This window comes from Archaeoglobus sp., assembly GCF_017656475.1.
Classification (GTDB): domain Archaea; phylum Halobacteriota; class Archaeoglobi; order Archaeoglobales; family Archaeoglobaceae; genus Archaeoglobus.
On the sequence record NZ_JACDNT010000012.1, the window covers coordinates 1 to 16347 of the forward strand.

The following is a 16347-nucleotide window of genomic DNA, read 5'->3' on the forward strand; positions in this document are numbered from 1 at the left end:
TTATGCTGTACTACAACCGATTGAGGTGGTGTTTGTGTTAAGTGGACAGGTCCCTGAAAACGTGAGGTAATTTTTAAGAAAACTTCCGAGGTTCGTTTGAAGTATCGAGAATAACGTCATCCAACCAAGCTGTAAGCTTAAACGACTACCTTAGCCAAAGGTTAGCGCCTTCTCCTCGTATACAGCTCTACAGCCAGCCAGAGCGGAAGGAAAAAGATTCCAAGTACCGCAAAGATTTTTGCAATAAAAATGAAAAACTCAAGCGTCTTTCCTCTCAGCACAGAGTCTGCAAGCATGAAGGCGAAGAACAAGTACGCGACAATACCTATTACCGCGTTATGTGCCAGTCTCGCTTTTTTGTCCTTGGCAAAGTCATCCCTGTCAAGAGTTGTTGAATGACTTACTAACTCTGGGAAATCTTTCCAGCCGTAGCCATTTTTGCGTAAGAGGAATGTGACGAAAAGGAACGAGACAGCAAATAAAGCAACTTCCGCTACCAGAAGCTCCAAAATTCTTTCTTCAACCTGATATATGTGCAGATTTCTAAAAGTTACTACTGCCATCATACCAACAAATATTGTAGTAAAAAATACAATATGAATAAGACCAATATGTTTTCTCCCCTCAACACTTCTCAAAATCCTCCAACTGTAGCCATAGCTATAGGCCAAAATCAACGCGAAAACCCACGGTGCAAACATGTAAAAACCTACCATCAAAATGAATTCTCCAACAGCAAATAACACCTCTGCATCAAACTTCTCCTTGGGAGCTGCTGGTTTGGAGGACTCAAGAAGGTAGTTGAAGCTGAAAGGGAAAGTCAGGGAAAGAATGAGTGAGAAAACAAGTACCTTCCTGAAGAGTGGTTTTAGCCTTTCCTCCTGTTCCCATTTTTCCACTTCACTCTTTTTCACCTTTCTCCTCTTAAGAAACAGAGGCCGTTAGAGAGGAGAGAGTGACAGCGAGAAGCAGGCTTTGAAGAGTTGAAAGACTTGAATGCCGAAATAGGAAAAACAAAACAATGACCTGAATAGCAGTGATGACTACCAACCTCATACTGAATGTTTTGCCAGAAATTTAAAATGTTTTGAGTCAGCACATATAAGTGGTTTTGACTCGCTTACTATCCATATCCACCAGATAGGAAAAGGAAATAAATGGCATCGTAAACGCTTATCATGGAACCTCTCGAACTGCTGAAAAAGTACGTGAGTGATGAGAAGCTGATAAAACACTGCATCGCGACCGCTGCTGTGATGAGAGAACTTGCAAGGGAGCTTGGAGAGGATGAGGAAAAGTGGTGGACTATAGGCATTCTCCACGACATAGATTACGAGCAGACACAGGGAGACATGGAAAAACACGGGATTGTCGGAGCAGAAATACTGTTGAAAGAAGGGGTGGATGGAGAGATAGCCGAAGTTGTCAAGAGGCACAACCACATGCTCTTTGGTGACTACGAGAAACCGGTTGAGATTGCGTTACAGGCAGCCGACAGCGTTTCGGGGCTGGTTATTGCATGCGCTCTTGTAAAGAAAGGGAAGATAACCGAGGTAACGCCGAAGACTGTAAAGAAAAAGTTCAAGGAGAAGAGCTTCGCTGCTGGATGTGACAGAGACAGAATCAGGATGATTGAAAAGCTGGATATGCCGCTGGAGAAGCTATATGAGGTGGCGATAAGGGGATTGATTAGCGTTAAGGAGGAACTCGGTCTTTCCTGAGTTTAACCTTTAACCTGAAACATCTCTTCCTTTCATCCCACTCCAAGCTCTTTATCTGCTCCATAACTTTTTCAGAAACGACAAAGAACTTCTGCTCCCTGCAAACCTCGTAAAAATCTTTTTTGGTTATGTTGAGCCACTCTCTGAACTCATCAAAGACGTTTTTTTCAACAACTCTAACCGTTTTCCCTCCCAAACATACCCTCACCGTTTTGTCGTGTAGCTCCTTCCTCAGCCTCCACTTTGCCACAAGTGGTGGTTGCACAGCCCTTATTGCCTTCTCCACATCCTCTCCGTCCAGCTCAACCCTGAGCAGAATTTCGGCGATATTGTTAATTCTGTCCGGAACACCCACAACGTCTCCTCTGAGCTCTATCCTCCTGTAGTCAACTTCTACTCCTGCCCTCTCAAGAGCTCTCCCTATTTTTGACGTGTAGCCCTTCTTTGTCCCGGTTTTATCCACTATACCGCCAATAATGAAGCACTTCGCCCCTGTTCTATCATAAAGCTCATCTCCGTTCGGGTCGAGAAGGACAACCTTTCTAATCTCATTTTCCCTCAAAAATTCCTCCGTTGTTCTCCAAAAACGCCCGAATCCAACGTCCCTGCAGGTTACAACAAGTTTATCGTCCCACATGTACTCTCTGATAACACCGAGAGTTTGCTTAACCTGAAGCTCTATCTTCCACCTCTCTTTTTCTGTATGCTCGTCATAAAATCGGCAGTCCACAACAACAAACGGAAACGGATACTGTGTCAGCTCATCCTTGCTTAGCAGAATTTCAGACTCACATTTCCCGACATATGCTTGCGGGGGTAAGTTAACAAAACGTCCATCGAGGGTGAAAGAATGCTGCAACCCCCCATCACTCCTGCAAACCTCAGCCTTACCATTTGCCACGTAAAGAGCCATCTTTGCAATTGGGTCTGGTGAGGACATCACCTTCTTCAGTCTAGTCCCTATTCTCTCCACTCCTCTCTTCCTAAGCTCAGAGATGAAGACGTCTTTGAGGCGCATTGAATGAAGGTTCGCACTTGAGTTAAAAGCTTTAGTAGCGGAAGAATTTTATATACGTCCACAACCTTCCGACATGCAGTACGAGAAGGTCAAACCTCCGGAGAATGGAGAGAAGATAAGATACGAAAATGGAAAACTCATCGTTCCGGATAACCCGATAATCCCCTACTTTGAAGGAGATGGAATCGGCAAGGACGTGGTTCCGGCAGCCATCAAGGTTCTCGATGCGGCAGCGGAGAAAATAGGTAAGGAAGTGGTCTGGTTCCAGGTTTATGCAGGAGAAGATGCTTACAAGCTTTACGGCAACTACCTTCCCGAAGATACACTGAACGCAATAAGGGAGTTCAGAGTCGCGCTTAAAGGCCCCCTCACAACTCCTGTTGGGGGTGGGTTCAGAAGCCTGAATGTCACCATCAGACAGGTTCTCGACCTCTATGCCAATGTCAGGCCAGTTTACTACCTCAAAGGTGTGCCGAGCCCGATTAAGCATCCTGAAAAGGTGAACTTCGTAATTTTCAGAGAGAACACTGAAGACGTTTATGCAGGAATCGAGTGGCCGAGAGGCAGTGAAGAAGCTTTGAAGCTCATAAAATTCCTCAGGGAAGAGCTCGGAGTAACCATTAGAGAGGATTCCGGAATCGGAATAAAGCCAATAAGCGAATTTGCAACGAAAAGGCTCGTGAGGATGGCCATAAGGTATGCCATCGAGAACGGCAGAGAAAGCGTTACTCTTGTACACAAGGGGAACATTATGAAGTACACCGAGGGAGCGTTCAGGGACTGGGGCTATGAGGTGGCAAAGCAGGAGTTCGGAGATTACTGCATAACCGAGGTCGAGCTCTGGGATAAATATGGCGGAGATCGGCCTGAGGGCAAGATTGTCGTTAAGGACAGAATTGCCGACAACATGTTCCAGCAGATTCTGACCAGAACTGATGAGTATGACGTCATCGCTCTGCCAAACCTCAACGGAGATTACCTCAGCGATGCGGCTGCGGCACTCGTAGGTGGGCTCGGAATAGCTCCGGGAAGCAACATTGGTGATGGTATAGGTGTTTTCGAGCCCGTTCATGGATCTGCTCCAAAGTATGCAGGACAGAACAAGGTTAACCCGACTGCTGAAATCCTCACTGGTGCACTGATGTTCGAGTACATTGGATGGAAAGATGCGAGTGAGATGATAAAGAGAGCAGTTGAGATAACGATAAGCAGTGGAATAGTAACCTACGACATCCACCGCCACATGGGTGGGACAAAGGTGGGGACAAGGGAGTTTGCTGAGGCAGTTGTGGAGAACCTGCAGTCACTATGATCCAGATATACGGTGCCGGGATAGCTGGCACTTACCTTTACCACTTTTTATCATCTGAAGGACTTGAAGTGGCTATTTACGACAGGAGAAAGGAGCCGGACTGCAGATGTGCATGGGGAATCGTTTACAGCGAGGCCAAGAGCTTTTACTCAGAAATTGGCTTAAATTTCGACGATTATGTTATTCTTAAACCAGAATTTGTTGTGGCAAACGGCGTGTGGCTTAAAAACAGAGACATCGTAATCTTTGACAAAAAAAAGCTCCTATCCAACCTCTGGGTAGAGATGGGTAAAGTTGAGGAGCCAGAAATTATAATTGATGCGACTGGAGTTGCCAGAGCGTACCTGCCGAAGATTGAGAATGATAGGGTTCTTCCAACAGTTCAAACCAAGGAGAAGCATGACGTAGAGCCGAACCTTTACATTCAGATGGAAAGAACAGGTTATGCATGGGCTTTTCCACTCGGCGACGGATGGTGGCACATTGGGGCGGGAAATATCGAGAGGGGGGAGATTGAAAGACTGCTGGCTGAGCTGAGAGCCAAATACGGTTTCAACTCCACAAAGCCGGCTTGCAACTGCGTCGGAAAAGTTAGAATGCTTCCCCCTTCACGCTGCAAGCCGTTTGTCAGTGGCAATGTTGTAGGGGTTGGTGAGGCTATCGGATGCGTCAGTGGTGCTGGTGAAGGTAACGCTCCAGCACTCGCATCTGCAAGAATTCTTGCTGACTGCTTGCTGAACTCTGAACTCGAAAATTACGAGCAGAGAATACTGAAAGAGCTTGAGTGGGTCGAGAACGAGCAGAGGTTTGTGGATGCGATGTTACAGAACAGCTATCTCACTGCCATAAGACTTTTACCGAAAATAATATCGGTTGAGAGCAGAAGAACAGTTCAGCACTCGCTTGAAGAGATCAGAAAACTCATAGGAATATGAAGAGGTTCAAATTCCAGTACAAGGAGACGATCGTAACTATCCTTACGGAGAGCGAGGAGTTCTACAAGATAGCGGTAAATGCAATTCTTGAAGCAAGGAGCGAGATTGAGAGCTACATCCTCCACAATCCGGACTTCTTCACAAGCTACGAGCCTATCGATTGCTCAGGAGGTGAAATTATAAACAGAATGTGCAGGGCGGGTGAGATTGCTGGAGTGGGGCCGATGGCAGCAGTTGCGGGAACGATTGCGTCATATGCAGTTGAGAGGATGATCGAAGCTGGAGCGAAGCTTGCTGTGGTTGACAACGGCGGAGATATTGTCATCCACACGGACAGGGAGTTGTTGATTGGAATCTACCCCTCCAATTTGGCTTTCAAAGTTCAACCAGTAGACTACATGGCAATCTGTACCTCAAGTGGGAAAATAGGCCACTCAGTAAGCTTTGGGAAGGCAGATGCTGCCACAGTTATTTCAAGAGACGGGAGTGTGGCTGATGCTCTTGCCACTGCATTGGGGAACACAATTGGGGATTTTGGCAAGGACGAGCTTGAAAGGACGGTATCCGAATTTTACAAAAAATACTCCAAGTTTGCTGAAGGGATTCTCGTCATAAAAGACGATTTGATAGCCATGGCTGGTAATCTTCCACCCATCGTTTCTGCCAAGTCAGGAGAGGACCTGATCACTAAGGGGTAGTTTCACATTTTAATATTTATCTTTAAAATACTACCAATCTTGAAATTTACTTTTCGTAATTAAATCTTTATAATTATTATCATAATGAGTAACAGTTAAATAACATGGATGGCAACATTATAATGATAGTGTAGATGATAACAATGAAAATAAGGAGGTGATCAAAATGGTAACCGAGGCAGAATTTACAACAGCCCTTGCAAAGTTTGCAGAAACTTCAGCCACAGCTTCTGCTGCCGCAGACAGAGTTATTGCCGTAGCCAACGTCGACCCGGGGAGAATATCGGAAGGATTTAACGTACTTCTCAACTGGGGGATGAAGATTGCAGCGCTCTTATTTGAAGAAATTTCAAGAAATCCATCGCTAAATGCCAAGATGGTCGCATCACAGCAAATGCTCTTCGCCAACATCGACGTAATAGCATCCGTATTGATCAAGTTCGGCCCTTACATCAACAAGATTCTTGGAAACTTTGGCCTGTCGCTTGTCAAAATAATTGGGTTATTTTTGGGATTCTGATTTTTCCTTTTTGAGGAAAAAGTATTAAAGCCTCTTTTGAACTTTAATTCATGGTAATCGGAGTAACTATGGTCAACGTTGCTCCCGGCAAGGAGAAAGATGTGTATCTTGCCGTTAAGGGCAAAAAGGGGGTTCGCGAGGTTTACCATGTCTTTGGTGAGTTCGATTTTGTTGTTATTATCGAGACAGACAGCCTTTCAGAGCTTAATAAGCTTGTAGACGAGATACGGAGTATAGAGGGTGTAACCAAAACACAGACGGTAATTGGAGCTGAAATATGAGTGGAAAGCACAGAGAAATCAGTGTAGCTGAGTTCTTCGAGAAAAACAAACATATTCTGGGATACTCAAACCCGGCAAAGGCAATCATAACCGTCGTAAAGGAGGCTGTTGATAACGCCCTCGACGCATGTGAGGAGGCTGGAATTCTGCCAGACATCTTCGTCCGAATCTCAAAGGTTGACGACCATTTCAAAATCGTCGTTGAAGACAATGGCCCGGGTATTCCAAAAGAGCAGATACCGAGGGTTTTCGGAAAGCTTCTTTACGGTTCAAGATTCCACGAGATAAGGCAGAGCAGGGGGCAGCAGGGTATCGGCATTTCTGCAGCTGTTCTCTATGCTCAGTTAACAACAGGAAAGCCGGCTATAATCATATCGAAAACACCTGATGAGGAGAAAGCAAAGAAGGTGGTTCTGTACATCAACACCAAGAAAAACGAGCCTGAAATTGTTGAAGAGGGAGAGGAAGAGTGGTATCTCCCAAGCGGCACGAAAATTGAACTGGAGATTGCAGGTAACTACGTTAGAGAGAGGAAGCAGAGCGTTTACGAGTATCTGAGGGAGACCTCTGTCATAAATCCACATGCAAAGATAACTTTCGTTGAACCTGATGGGACGATAAACGAGTTTAAGAGAGTAACTGAAGATGTTCCACCACCTCCTAAGTCCATCAAACCTCACCCGCATGGGATAGAGCTTGGAACGCTGATGAACATGCTGAAAGCGACTAAAGCAGCGACTTTACGGAAGTTTTTAAAGGACGAGTTTGTTAGAGTGGGAGACAAAATTGCCGATGATGTTTTGAAGAGAGGTGGTTTCAATGGAGATGAGGTTCCGCAGGAGATGGGGAGGGATGAGGCTGCGAGACTGCTAAATGCATTCCGGCAGACTGACTTCCTCCCACCACCAACGGACTGCCTTTCCCCTATAGGCGAGGCGATGATTGCCAAAAGCCTGATGGCAGAGTACCAGCCTGAGTTTGTGTATGCAGTAACAAGAAAACCCAAGGTTTACTCAGGTCACCCTTTCCTTGTAGAGGCTGGGATAGCGTATGGTGGTGAGATAAAGTCTGAAAAGGTCACACTGCTCAGATATGCTAACAAGATACCTCTTCTATACCAGCAGGGAGGTTGTGCCCTGACAAAGGCTGTTGAAAGCGTTAACTGGAAGTCTTACGGTATGCTCCAGAATAAAGGAGAACTTCCATCTGCTCCTGCTGTCATACTTATACACCTCGCATCAACCAACATCCCTTATACATCAGAGTCAAAAGAGAGTGTGGCTGCAATTCCAGAGATAGTTGATGAAACCCGCCTTGCACTTCAGGAAGTTGGGAGAAGACTGAAGGAGTATCTCGACAGAAAGAGCAGACAGCAAAAGAAGAGGAAAAAGGAAGAAATGATTGGAAAGGTTTTACCACTGATTGCTGAAAAGGTGTGTGAAATTCTCGATAAGGAGCCACTCGAAATTGACAGAATTGTTGCGAGAATAATGGGTTATCTGCATGTTGAAAGAGTTGTGTATGAAAAGGACGGTGTCAAGGAGGTTACTATAAGAGTCTCCAATTTTACTCGTTCTAAGAGAAGTATAAAGCTGTATGAGATGTGTTCTGGAGAGGTCAAGGCTGACGGAGCTAAGATTTCCGGGACAGGTTACTCAACGGTTATGTGGAACGTAGAGGTGAAACCAGAAGAGGAGGTTGAGTTAACCTACCAGCTAAAAGGAAAGATTATTAACAAAAATCCGCTCGTTGAAGGAGTTGAAGAGGATTTGCTTAGCGGAGCGGAAGTTATGAATTTTCTTTAACAACATCAAAAATGCTTTTGATCACTCCCAACATCTTTTCTCCTTTGTCGGTCAACTCATACTTCCCCGCCTTTTTGCTCACCAGCCCCAACTCCATTAGTGCTTTTAGGCTGCGGTCAACAATTCCGGGATTAAGGTTCGTTTCTGCCATAATCTGTGAGAACTTTTTTGGACCGTCTTCAAGGGATAGAATTACAAAATTAACACCACTCCTCGATATGACTTTAAGAGCTTCCTCAACTTTTTTCAAGTCAGTGTCATTCTCCTCCACACATACTTTGTTGTTCATTAGCATATAAAATTGTTATGAATGGGTTCCAAGGGAACAACAAAGCTTAAAAGACCTCTTGCCCCTAACCAAGAAATGTATGAAATTTGACGTCATAATTGTAGGAGCAGGACCGGGAGGGATGTTTGCCTCGTACAAGCTTGCAGGAAAGCTCAAAACTGCTATTTTTGAGATGGGCAGAGACATTTCAAGAAGAAAGTGTCCTAGCGATCTTTTCGAGAGCTACTGTACAAAGTGCAACCCGTGCAACATTACCTCAGGAGTTGGGGGGGCTGGTGGCTTATCTGACGGAAAGCTGAATTACGTCCATCCTGAGTATCCCTCAAGCTTCTCTGTTGGCGGTGACTTCGACTTTCTTGATCCCAACTACCTTATCGAAAAGATGAAAGAGGTTGATGATATTTTCCTCAAACACGGTGCTCCGGATGAGCTTTACGGAGACGACCTCAATAAAATTGAAGATTTTCTTAAGAAAGCCAACGCTGCTGGAATAGAGTTTGTCCCCCTGAGGCAGAGACATGTTGGCAGTGATGAACTTCCGAAGGTTGTTAAAAGCATCGAAGACAAGCTAAAGAAGGACGGTGTTAAAATATACACTCGCAAGACAGTTGTGGATATCGATCCAAAGAGAAAGGTTGTAAGAACGGAAAAAGGAGAGGAGTTTGGTTACGATTATCTGATAATCGCCGTTGGCAGAAGTGGGGCGAACTGGCTCGAAAAGTGGGCCAAGGAATACAACCTTGAGGTAGCTGAAAACTCGAAGGCCATTGACGTTGGAGTCAGAGTTGAGGTGCCGGCATCGATAATGGATGATATAACCTCCGCAATTTACGATCCAAAGCTGAGAGTTGTAACGAAAAGGCATGACGACTACATGAGGACTTTTTGCACCTGTCCGAGGGGATGGGTGATAAGGGAAGACTACGGCGATTTTTGTTTGGTAAATGGCCACAGCAAGGCTAAGGAGAAGACCAGCAACACAAACTTCGCTCTTCTGGGTCACTACGAGTTCACCGAACCATTTGACGAGCCCAACGAATGGGGAAGGGATCTGGCAAGGATAACGACAAAGCTTGGAGGAGGAAATCCCATAGTACAGAGGTTGAAAGACCTGAGACTCGGAAGAAGGAGTACGGAAAGCAGAATAAAGAACAACAGGCTCGTTCAGCCCACACTAAAAACGGCAATCCCGGGAGACATAAGCCTTGCCTATCCTGGAAGAGCTATTGACGATATTCTTGATGCCCTTGAGAGGCTCGATAAGGTGATTCCCGGTGTTGCTGACGATTCAACTCTTCTCTATGCTCCCGAAGTGAAGTTCTACTCCCTCAAGCTGAAAGTAGATGAGTGGATGAGGACGAACATACCATACATTTACGCAATTGGTGATGGAGCGGGTGTGAGCAGGGGTATTGTTGGGGCTGCTGTGACAGGTTTGATCGCTGCAGAGGGCATTCTCAGGGAGAGAGGGATGGAATGAATGAAGTTCTGGGACATCAGGAAAGTTGAAAATTTTTCCCTCAACCTTCAGCTTGAGAATGGTAAGCTGGAGAAGCCAAGATACAGCAAATCATCCAGCAAGGGTTTCAGGGTTCTCAAGAACGGGTTCTGGGGGGTTTTTGAGGGGAATGTTAACGACAACGAAGGGCTAAAGGAGGCTGAAAAAAACGCATTCACGCAGGGAGATGGGGACATAGAGGAGATCGTCAGTAGAGGAAGCTACAGAATGAGGGTAAAAAGAGATCCTCAGGATGTCTCTATCGAAGAGAAGGTGGAGTTGCTGAAAGACCTTGAGAAAATAATCAGGGATGTCTGCGTAAGCACGAAAGTCGCTTACTTTGAGAACAGAAGAAATTTCCAGTACAGAGATTCGTGCGGGTCAGAAGTCGAATATGAGGTTTTGAGAACCGGAATCTCTATAATGGGCGTTGGTAAGGGTAAGAGCCTGCAGTTTCTCTCGAAAAGGCAGATGAGAGTTGGCGGTTACGAAGTGCTGGATGGTGTTGATGACAAAGCTTACGAAATCGTTGAAATTTTGCCGAAGCTCGTCGATGCGTCATCTCCACCATCAGGCCAGATGAACGTCGTAATGGATTCCAGCCTGGCGGGAGTCTTTGTCCACGAGGCTTTTGGCCATGCCGTCGAAGCTGACCACGTGCTTCAGGGAGCAACAGTTCTCAAAGGAAAGCTGAACCAGAAGGTGGCTGATGAGAGCGTAACGATAATCGACGATCCTACTCTCCCGGAATTCGGCTTCTTCCCCTTCGACGATGAGGGTGTAAGGGCAGAGAAAAAGGAGATAGTCAGGAGCGGAGTCCTCAAGAGCTTCTTGCACAGCAGAGAGACCGCGAAAAAACTTGGCGGTGTCGCCGGAAATGCCCGGAGTCAGGGTGTTGACGTGCCGATTGTCAGGATGAGCAACACATACATTGACAGCCACGAGTACAGCTTTGATGAGCTTGTTGAAGAATGCAGTGAGGGAGTTTACCTGATTGGGTCGAGGGGTGGGGAGACCAATCCTGCAACGGGTTACTTCCACTTCAATGCTCAGTATGGGTATCTCATCAGGAATGGAGAGCTTGCTGAGATGGTCAGGGATGTCTCCCTCTCTGGAAACACTCTGGAAATTCTGAAAGATGTTAAAATTGGCAGAGAAATTGACTTTGACCCCGGATTTTGCGGTAAGGCAGGTCAGCTTGTTCCCGTGTCTGATGGATCTCCTCATGTGCTTTGCAGAGCGACGGTTGGTGGGGCGTGATGGAGTGGGAAATATTTGAGTTTAAAACAAGATTCATATCGGCAGAGGTCGAAGCTGGGAAGCTCAAGTATGTGAGCTCCGGTCTCGATCGCGGTTTCTCAGCAAGGGTGATTTTAAACGGAAGAGTGGGGTTCGCTTCGGCATCAACGAAAGATGAGGCTCTGTCTCTGGCTGAAAAGATAGCGAAAGTGTCAGAGGATGAACTTGATGACTTCCCCTGTGAGAAACCTGTAAGAGTTGAAGGAATTTACGACAGAAGGGTGGAAGAAGTAAATTCCGAGTATATCATGGAGGAGTTCGAAAGGCTAAGGAGTGCTGCAGATAAGGTGAACATAGCAGCTGCAAGAATCGAGCACGCAGTTGAAGAGGTGAGAATAACCAACTCCTTCGGTCTTGAAAGCTACGAAAAAGCAACGTCTTCATCCTTCATGGTCGAGGCCGTTTTTCAGGAGGGCAGTGCCTACGAAGTTTGCGAAAGTAGAAGCATCGAACTTGATATTGAGGGGACTGTGAAAAGGGCCGAAAGGCTTGCGGTGGATTCTGCGTCAGCGGTCAAAATCGACAGCGGGTTTTATGATGTGGTTCTTCAGCCAATTGCTGTCCACCAGCTACTCTCAAACACACTCTACCCCTCGCTTTCAGCGGAGAATGTCGAGAAAGGAAGGAGTGCTGTTAAGCTCGGTGATGAATTTGGGAGAATAACAATTATCGATGATCCCACTGTTGAAGGCGGTTTAATGAGCTGTGGATTTGACGATGAGGGAGTTTCAGCAAGAAAAACAGTTCTAATCGATAACGGTGTTGTTAAGAGCTACTACACAGACTGGAAACACTCCAAAAAGTACGGCATTACCGGAAATGGGTTCAGAGTTGAGGAAGGCAGCTTTCCCTCACCGGTGGTCAGCAATGTGGTTCTAAAAACAGAAAAAGCTGAGGATGACAACTGTCTCGTAATCCACTCCTTAGTGGGCTCCCATACTGCAAATCCTGTTAGCGGCGAATTCAGTCTTGAGTGCAATAACGCTTACTTCAAAGGAAAGGCTGTCAAAGGGGCGATGATATACGGAAACGTTTTCGATTTGCTGAAAAAGGTTGAAGGTGGTTTGGAAGAAGTAAGACAGGTGGAGAACACAATCACAAAGTCACTGCGCTTTGAGGGTATGAGAGTTATCTGAACATTCTTGTGATGAACATCGCGATGAACATCAGGAAAATCAATGCAATAATCAGCAAAAACACGTCTCTTGCTAACCTTCCCAATTTCAACTTCTGTTCTTTCTCAATAACCTGAAAATCGAGTGATTTGCTGGAACTCTCATATCCAGCTTTGCCCTTAAACCTTACTTCCAGCTTGTGCCTTCCCTTGTATGGTGCAGGGAATGCGAAACTGAACATCCCGAACTCGTTCGTCTCAACCTTCCCAAGCTCTCTTCCGTCAACGTAGATTGTAACCTGAGCTTTTTCTAATGGAATCCAAGATTTTTTCTCCTCATCATAGTACGTGAGCCAGCCCTCCACCGTCACAGCTTCATCCTCTGCTGGGGCAGCATCGAGAAAGTGGGCCGAAATCCTCGTTTTACGGGATGATAAATCTGAAGAAAACATACACTACCACCACCAAGATGAACACGTGCTTTAAACCTGCCTCAATCCTTCCCTCACCCATCTGACCGGCCATTATACCTGAGAAGAATGCGACGAGCAGTGAAGTCTGCATGAAAGTGTCCTTGACAGCTTTGAGGTCGATTTTTGCTGTGAACTGAGTAACCTCAACCGATGCAAAGACTGTGAGCATATTCTGAATCAGAATGTAAGCCGTGTAAAGGAAAACGGCAAACGCAAGATAAATAATAATGGTGTACATGCTCATCTGAGCCTTTATCCTGTCTCTAACCTCTATTTCCAGTTCAGTGTACATGGAGGCGGTGTTTAAGGCATCCCTTATGCTCGGTGTTGATTCAATTGCCTTCACGAGCAGGGTGATGGCCTTTGCCACAATTTGACTTCTAATTCTGCTTTCAATTTTTTCCAGAGCAGAGGTAATAAGCTCACCCCACTCGACTTCCCTCTTGATTTTTCTTATCTCCCTACCGAGAATGCCAAGTTCGCTTTCCGATAGATGTCTCAACGCCTCAACGACGTTTAACCCAGCCTCATTTAGGGATGCGAGCTGCTTCATAAATTCCGGAAGCTCTCTCTCCATTTTTGAAAGCAATCTCCTCTTGTATTCGATGAATACTATTGACGGAAAAATTACGACTGAAAGCGTGATGAAAATTAGCAGGTCGAGGTCTATTTTACCGTGAAAGTAAACGAATATAAATATAGCCGGAACAAGGAGATAGAAGGAAAGTGCACGAAGTGTTAGCAGATACGGCTCTTCGATGAAAGGCATCTTCAAAAAGTCGATTATTCTTCTCAACCTTAGCCTCCAGATTTCAATCTTAAATCCGGTTTCTCTGTCTGCAATATTGAAGAAAATATCGCTTCCCCTTCTTTTTTTGTGCTCAGCAAAACCCACAGGCTCACTCGGCATTGAAGATTTAATCAACCACATTAGCAGTAGCGAGCCGAGGGGTATGAAAGAGAACATAACTATCCTGAAAATTTCCATTGTCCCGGAGCCTATCATCTGGAAAACCACAAGAACTGTGAGGAAAAACAGCGGAGCGACAATGAATAGGGCAAGGTATATCTCGGCGTAAACCTGAAGGGTTTCAAAGAAGAGAGCATAGTAAGTTTCCCTTTCGGTAAGCAACTGCTCCGATTTTGCCCTTAAATATTCCACTATGTCCCCTCCACCCTCATAGACGTTGATAAAATTCTCCATAAACACCTTCAGCTTCTCTGACGGTGTTGTATCTGAGACATATCTCATGGCAGTTATCATGTCATATCCAAATACATCCACAAGTGTTACGATTTTATCGAATTCTCTGCTGATTTCGCCGAAAATTTCCCTGTTCTCTGCTACGAATTTGAATATTGAAATAAGAGGTACTCCACCCTTCGCCATTCCCAGCATCATGTTCACGGCATGGGGAAGAGCGGATTCTATCTTACTCCTCCTCATATTGGAGACATAGAAGGGATACGAAAGAATCAAATATCTCGTGAAGCCAAAAGCCAGGATTGCGAAGCCCGCAATAAGGGCGAGTTCGAACTCCCAGTAAGGTATCGCAAAACCCCTGACGACTAAATTCCCACTTGGTTTTATAAGTTCTGAGAAGAGAAAACCGAGAAGACTGCCGGGGATTATTGAAAGCAGCGGGTAAAAAAGGGCGATAGAAAGAAGCTCCGGTACGGTCATTTTTAACCTCGCACCTTCTATTGCAGAAGATAGGCCCAAATAATTCCCCGGTTTTCTTCTATACCTTCTCCTGTAAAACCTCTTGAGTGCTAATGGAGCGTAAAGAGTCATACGCCTTCCTCCATTTTTGTCATTGCCAGTTCAGGATTGCGGTAGTATGCGTGAATATGTTTGGTAACATCCTTGTAGTTCTTGATCCCTTTACTCAACATGAGTTCAAGGTACCTCTTTCTGTCGAGCAGTTCCTCGTAAACTTCCTGCACGCTCAAACCCAGGAAATCCGCTATCTTCTCAAGCTTTTTTGGCATGCTAATCTCGATATGCTTATCCTGCTTAGGGTCCCACTTCACGAATTGATTCACCAAGAGGTTTTTGTCTGCAGGATCTATACCGAGGATTTCATTTACCTCCTTGGTCCTCCTCAGCCTTGTTGCCCCCCTAACCCACATAGTCTGGACGAGAGCAATATCGAGGAACTGAAGCATGCTTCTCGGCACCTTTAATGGCTCAGATTCGAGCCTGTAAACCATCTGGTTGATGTCTCCAGCGTGAAGTGTTGAGTAGCTGGCATGGCCTGTTGACATTGCCTGGAAAAGTGTTTGTGCTTCTCTTCCTCTGACTTCACCGACAATAATGTAGTCCGGTCTCTGCCTTAACGCTGCCTTCAGCAAGTCGTACATATCTATTTCACCCTCACCCATCCCTGTCCTGGTAACTTCTGCGACCCAGTTTTCGTGGTAGAGCTTTATCTCCCTTGTATCCTCAATTGAGATGACCTTGGCATCCGGAGGGATGAACATCATAATTGCGTTTAATGTGGTCGTCTTCCCGCTCGCAGTTTCTCCGACAATGATTGCAGAAAACTTGTGCTCTATTGCCATCCAAAGATATGCAAGAACAACTGAAGGGACCGTTCCCTTTTCTATCAAATCTATCGGTGTCAGCGGCTCAACCGTGAACTTCCTTATGGTAAAACTTGAACCGTGAGGAGTCACTTCGGTGCCAAAAGTAGCCTGCAATCTGCTTCCGTCAGGGAGAGTGGCATCGACTATGGGGCTGGCTACAGATATGTGCTTTCCACTTCTCTGTGTTAGCCTTAAAACCATTTTATCGAGCTTTTCCTGGTCGAGGACGATGTTTGTCTCCAGATTCCCGTATTTCTGATGGTAAATGAAAATGGGGATTCCGTAACCATCGCATGAGATGTCCTCAACATTGGTGTCCTCCATTAGAGGGTCTATCAAACCATACCCAAAAAAGTCACGGAAGAAATAATATAGCATCCTCGAATAGAAATCATCAGTGAATTTCATCGCATACTCCTTAGCAAGCTTTTTAATTGCCTTTACAAGCACTTCTCCCCGCTCTTCAAGTTCGACAGAAACATCCTGCAGCACAAGTACTTTTTTAAGGTCATCATAAATGGCAGAAATGATCTCTGCTTCCTCTTTGCTTACTGTTGGTTCGAGAGCAAAGTAAACGTTTCTGAACTCGTCCTCTTTCTCAAGAATTATCGCCTTCGTGAAGGGCTCCTGGACCCAGTATTCCTCCACAACTCTAATATTGCCACCAAATTCAGGAGTCTCAAGTAAGTTTTCCGTTGTGATGTACTTTCTCAGTATATCGTAGTGACTCTTTGCCATTGATTAACGTTATATTCTTCTAAATATATGCTTTTCTTGCAAATCTACAAGTCATCT

The 16347-nt window shown here is 45.4% G+C and carries 16 protein-coding genes; 10 read left to right on the top strand and 6 right to left on the bottom strand.

The window, feature by feature from the left end:
- Positions 1-161 precede the first annotated feature (161 nt).
- Complete coding sequence (locus tag H0Z19_RS04970; protein ID WP_290724409.1) at positions 162-914, bottom strand: hypothetical protein; 753 nt, start codon at positions 912-914, stop codon at positions 162-164.
- A gap of 264 nt (positions 915-1178) precedes the next feature.
- Between H0Z19_RS04970 and H0Z19_RS04975 the strand changes: the two genes are divergently transcribed.
- A complete protein-coding gene (locus H0Z19_RS04975) occupies positions 1179-1721 on the top strand; it encodes an HDIG domain-containing metalloprotein (RefSeq protein ID WP_290724411.1) in 543 nt (180 codons plus the stop codon).
- Here the strand turns inward: H0Z19_RS04975 and H0Z19_RS04980 are convergent.
- A complete protein-coding gene (locus tag H0Z19_RS04980; RefSeq protein WP_290724413.1) occupies positions 1696-2739 on the bottom strand; it encodes a tRNA (guanine-N1)-methyltransferase in 1044 nt (347 codons plus the stop codon). The two genes, H0Z19_RS04975 and H0Z19_RS04980, sit on opposite strands and share 26 nt — an antisense overlap.
- Before the next feature lie 73 nt (positions 2740-2812).
- Between H0Z19_RS04980 and icd the strand changes: the two genes are divergently transcribed.
- The 6 genes from icd to top6B all read left to right on the top strand — a co-directional run bounded on the left by icd (position 2813) and on the right by top6B (position 8290).
- The gene (icd, locus tag H0Z19_RS04985; RefSeq protein ID WP_290724415.1) at positions 2813-4051 is read left to right on the top strand and encodes an isocitrate dehydrogenase (NADP(+)); all 1239 of its coding nucleotides are present in this window, start codon (positions 2813-2815) and stop codon (positions 4049-4051) included.
- On the top strand, positions 4048-4986 hold the full coding sequence (locus tag H0Z19_RS04990; protein ID WP_290724417.1) for an NAD(P)/FAD-dependent oxidoreductase: 939 nt from the start codon (positions 4048-4050) through the stop codon (positions 4984-4986). Before icd ends, H0Z19_RS04990 begins: the two co-directional genes overlap by 4 nt.
- Positions 4983-5684 carry a UPF0280 family protein gene (locus H0Z19_RS04995; RefSeq protein ID WP_290724419.1) on the top strand — a complete coding sequence of 234 codons (702 nt, stop codon included), beginning with the start codon at positions 4983-4985 and terminating at the stop codon, positions 5682-5684. Before H0Z19_RS04990 ends, H0Z19_RS04995 begins: the two co-directional genes overlap by 4 nt.
- Positions 5685-5850: 166 nt before the next feature.
- Positions 5851-6204 (top strand): hypothetical protein, encoded by a 354-nt coding sequence (locus H0Z19_RS05000; RefSeq protein ID WP_290724421.1) that lies wholly within the window; start codon positions 5851-5853, stop codon positions 6202-6204.
- Between the two features lie 50 nt (positions 6205-6254).
- Positions 6255-6485 carry an Lrp/AsnC ligand binding domain-containing protein gene (locus H0Z19_RS05005; RefSeq protein ID WP_290724422.1) on the top strand — a complete coding sequence of 77 codons (231 nt, stop codon included), beginning with the start codon at positions 6255-6257 and terminating at the stop codon, positions 6483-6485.
- Positions 6482-8290 carry a DNA topoisomerase VI subunit B gene (top6B, locus tag H0Z19_RS05010; RefSeq protein ID WP_290724424.1) on the top strand — a complete coding sequence of 603 codons (1809 nt, stop codon included), beginning with the start codon at positions 6482-6484 and terminating at the stop codon, positions 8288-8290. Before H0Z19_RS05005 ends, top6B begins: the two co-directional genes overlap by 4 nt.
- Here top6B and H0Z19_RS05015 read toward each other — a convergent pair.
- On the bottom strand, positions 8274-8561 hold the full coding sequence (locus H0Z19_RS05015; RefSeq protein WP_290724426.1) for a helix-turn-helix domain-containing protein: 288 nt from the start codon (positions 8559-8561) through the stop codon (positions 8274-8276). The genes top6B and H0Z19_RS05015 overlap by 17 nt on opposite strands.
- A 97-nt stretch (positions 8562-8658) precedes the next feature.
- Here H0Z19_RS05015 and H0Z19_RS05020 point away from each other — a divergent pair, with 97 nt between their 5' ends.
- The 3 genes from H0Z19_RS05020 to H0Z19_RS05030 are packed head-to-tail and all read left to right on the top strand — an operon-like array spanning position 8659 to position 12512.
- On the top strand, positions 8659-10059 hold the full coding sequence (locus H0Z19_RS05020) for an NAD(P)/FAD-dependent oxidoreductase (RefSeq protein WP_290724428.1): 1401 nt from the start codon (positions 8659-8661) through the stop codon (positions 10057-10059).
- On the top strand, positions 10060-11337 hold the full coding sequence (locus tag H0Z19_RS05025; protein WP_290724430.1) for a TldD/PmbA family protein: 1278 nt from the start codon (positions 10060-10062) through the stop codon (positions 11335-11337).
- Positions 11337-12512 carry a TldD/PmbA family protein gene (locus H0Z19_RS05030; RefSeq protein ID WP_290724432.1) on the top strand — a complete coding sequence of 392 codons (1176 nt, stop codon included), beginning with the start codon at positions 11337-11339 and terminating at the stop codon, positions 12510-12512. Before H0Z19_RS05025 ends, H0Z19_RS05030 begins: the two co-directional genes overlap by 1 nt.
- On the opposite strand, the gene H0Z19_RS05035 is transcribed toward H0Z19_RS05030, so the two are convergent.
- The 3 genes from H0Z19_RS05035 to H0Z19_RS05045 are packed head-to-tail and all read right to left on the bottom strand — an operon-like array spanning position 12505 to position 16290.
- Positions 12505-12942, bottom strand: a complete 438-nt coding sequence (locus tag H0Z19_RS05035; protein WP_290724433.1) for a hypothetical protein — start codon at positions 12940-12942, stop codon at positions 12505-12507. The two genes, H0Z19_RS05030 and H0Z19_RS05035, sit on opposite strands and share 8 nt — an antisense overlap.
- The gene (locus tag H0Z19_RS05040; RefSeq protein WP_290724435.1) at positions 12914-14758 is read right to left on the bottom strand and encodes a type II secretion system F family protein; all 1845 of its coding nucleotides are present in this window, start codon (positions 14756-14758) and stop codon (positions 12914-12916) included. Before H0Z19_RS05040 ends, H0Z19_RS05035 begins: the two co-directional genes overlap by 29 nt.
- The gene (locus H0Z19_RS05045) at positions 14755-16290 is read right to left on the bottom strand and encodes a type II/IV secretion system ATPase subunit (protein WP_290724437.1); all 1536 of its coding nucleotides are present in this window, start codon (positions 16288-16290) and stop codon (positions 14755-14757) included. The genes H0Z19_RS05040 and H0Z19_RS05045 overlap by 4 nt, the downstream gene beginning before the upstream one ends.
- Positions 16291-16347: the final 57 nt, after the last annotated feature.

Bases quoted from the DNA above. Each gene is read 5' to 3' on its own strand.
- H0Z19_RS05005 (WP_290724422.1), top strand. From the start codon at position 6,255: ATGGTAATCGGAGTAACTATGGTCAACGTTGCTCCCGGCAAGGAGAAA.
- H0Z19_RS04980 (WP_290724413.1), bottom strand. From the start codon at position 2,739: ATGCGCCTCAAAGACGTCTTCATCTCTGAGCTTAGGAAGAGAGGAGTG.
- H0Z19_RS05030 (WP_290724432.1), top strand. From the start codon at position 11,337: ATGGAGTGGGAAATATTTGAGTTTAAAACAAGATTCATATCGGCAGAG.
- H0Z19_RS05035 (WP_290724433.1), bottom strand. From the start codon at position 12,942: ATGTTTTCTTCAGATTTATCATCCCGTAAAACGAGGATTTCGGCCCAC.
- H0Z19_RS04975 (WP_290724411.1), top strand. From the start codon at position 1,179: ATGGAACCTCTCGAACTGCTGAAAAAGTACGTGAGTGATGAGAAGCTG.
- H0Z19_RS05045 (WP_290724437.1), bottom strand. From the start codon at position 16,290: ATGGCAAAGAGTCACTACGATATACTGAGAAAGTACATCACAACGGAA.
- H0Z19_RS04995 (WP_290724419.1), top strand. From the start codon at position 4,983: ATGAAGAGGTTCAAATTCCAGTACAAGGAGACGATCGTAACTATCCTT.
- icd (WP_290724415.1), top strand. From the start codon at position 2,813: ATGCAGTACGAGAAGGTCAAACCTCCGGAGAATGGAGAGAAGATAAGA.
- top6B (WP_290724424.1), top strand. From the start codon at position 6,482: ATGAGTGGAAAGCACAGAGAAATCAGTGTAGCTGAGTTCTTCGAGAAA.
- H0Z19_RS05000 (WP_290724421.1), top strand. From the start codon at position 5,851: ATGGTAACCGAGGCAGAATTTACAACAGCCCTTGCAAAGTTTGCAGAA.
- H0Z19_RS05040 (WP_290724435.1), bottom strand. From the start codon at position 14,758: ATGACTCTTTACGCTCCATTAGCACTCAAGAGGTTTTACAGGAGAAGG.
- H0Z19_RS05025 (WP_290724430.1), top strand. From the start codon at position 10,060: ATGAAGTTCTGGGACATCAGGAAAGTTGAAAATTTTTCCCTCAACCTT.
- H0Z19_RS05020 (WP_290724428.1), top strand. From the start codon at position 8,659: ATGAAATTTGACGTCATAATTGTAGGAGCAGGACCGGGAGGGATGTTT.
- H0Z19_RS04990 (WP_290724417.1), top strand. From the start codon at position 4,048: ATGATCCAGATATACGGTGCCGGGATAGCTGGCACTTACCTTTACCAC.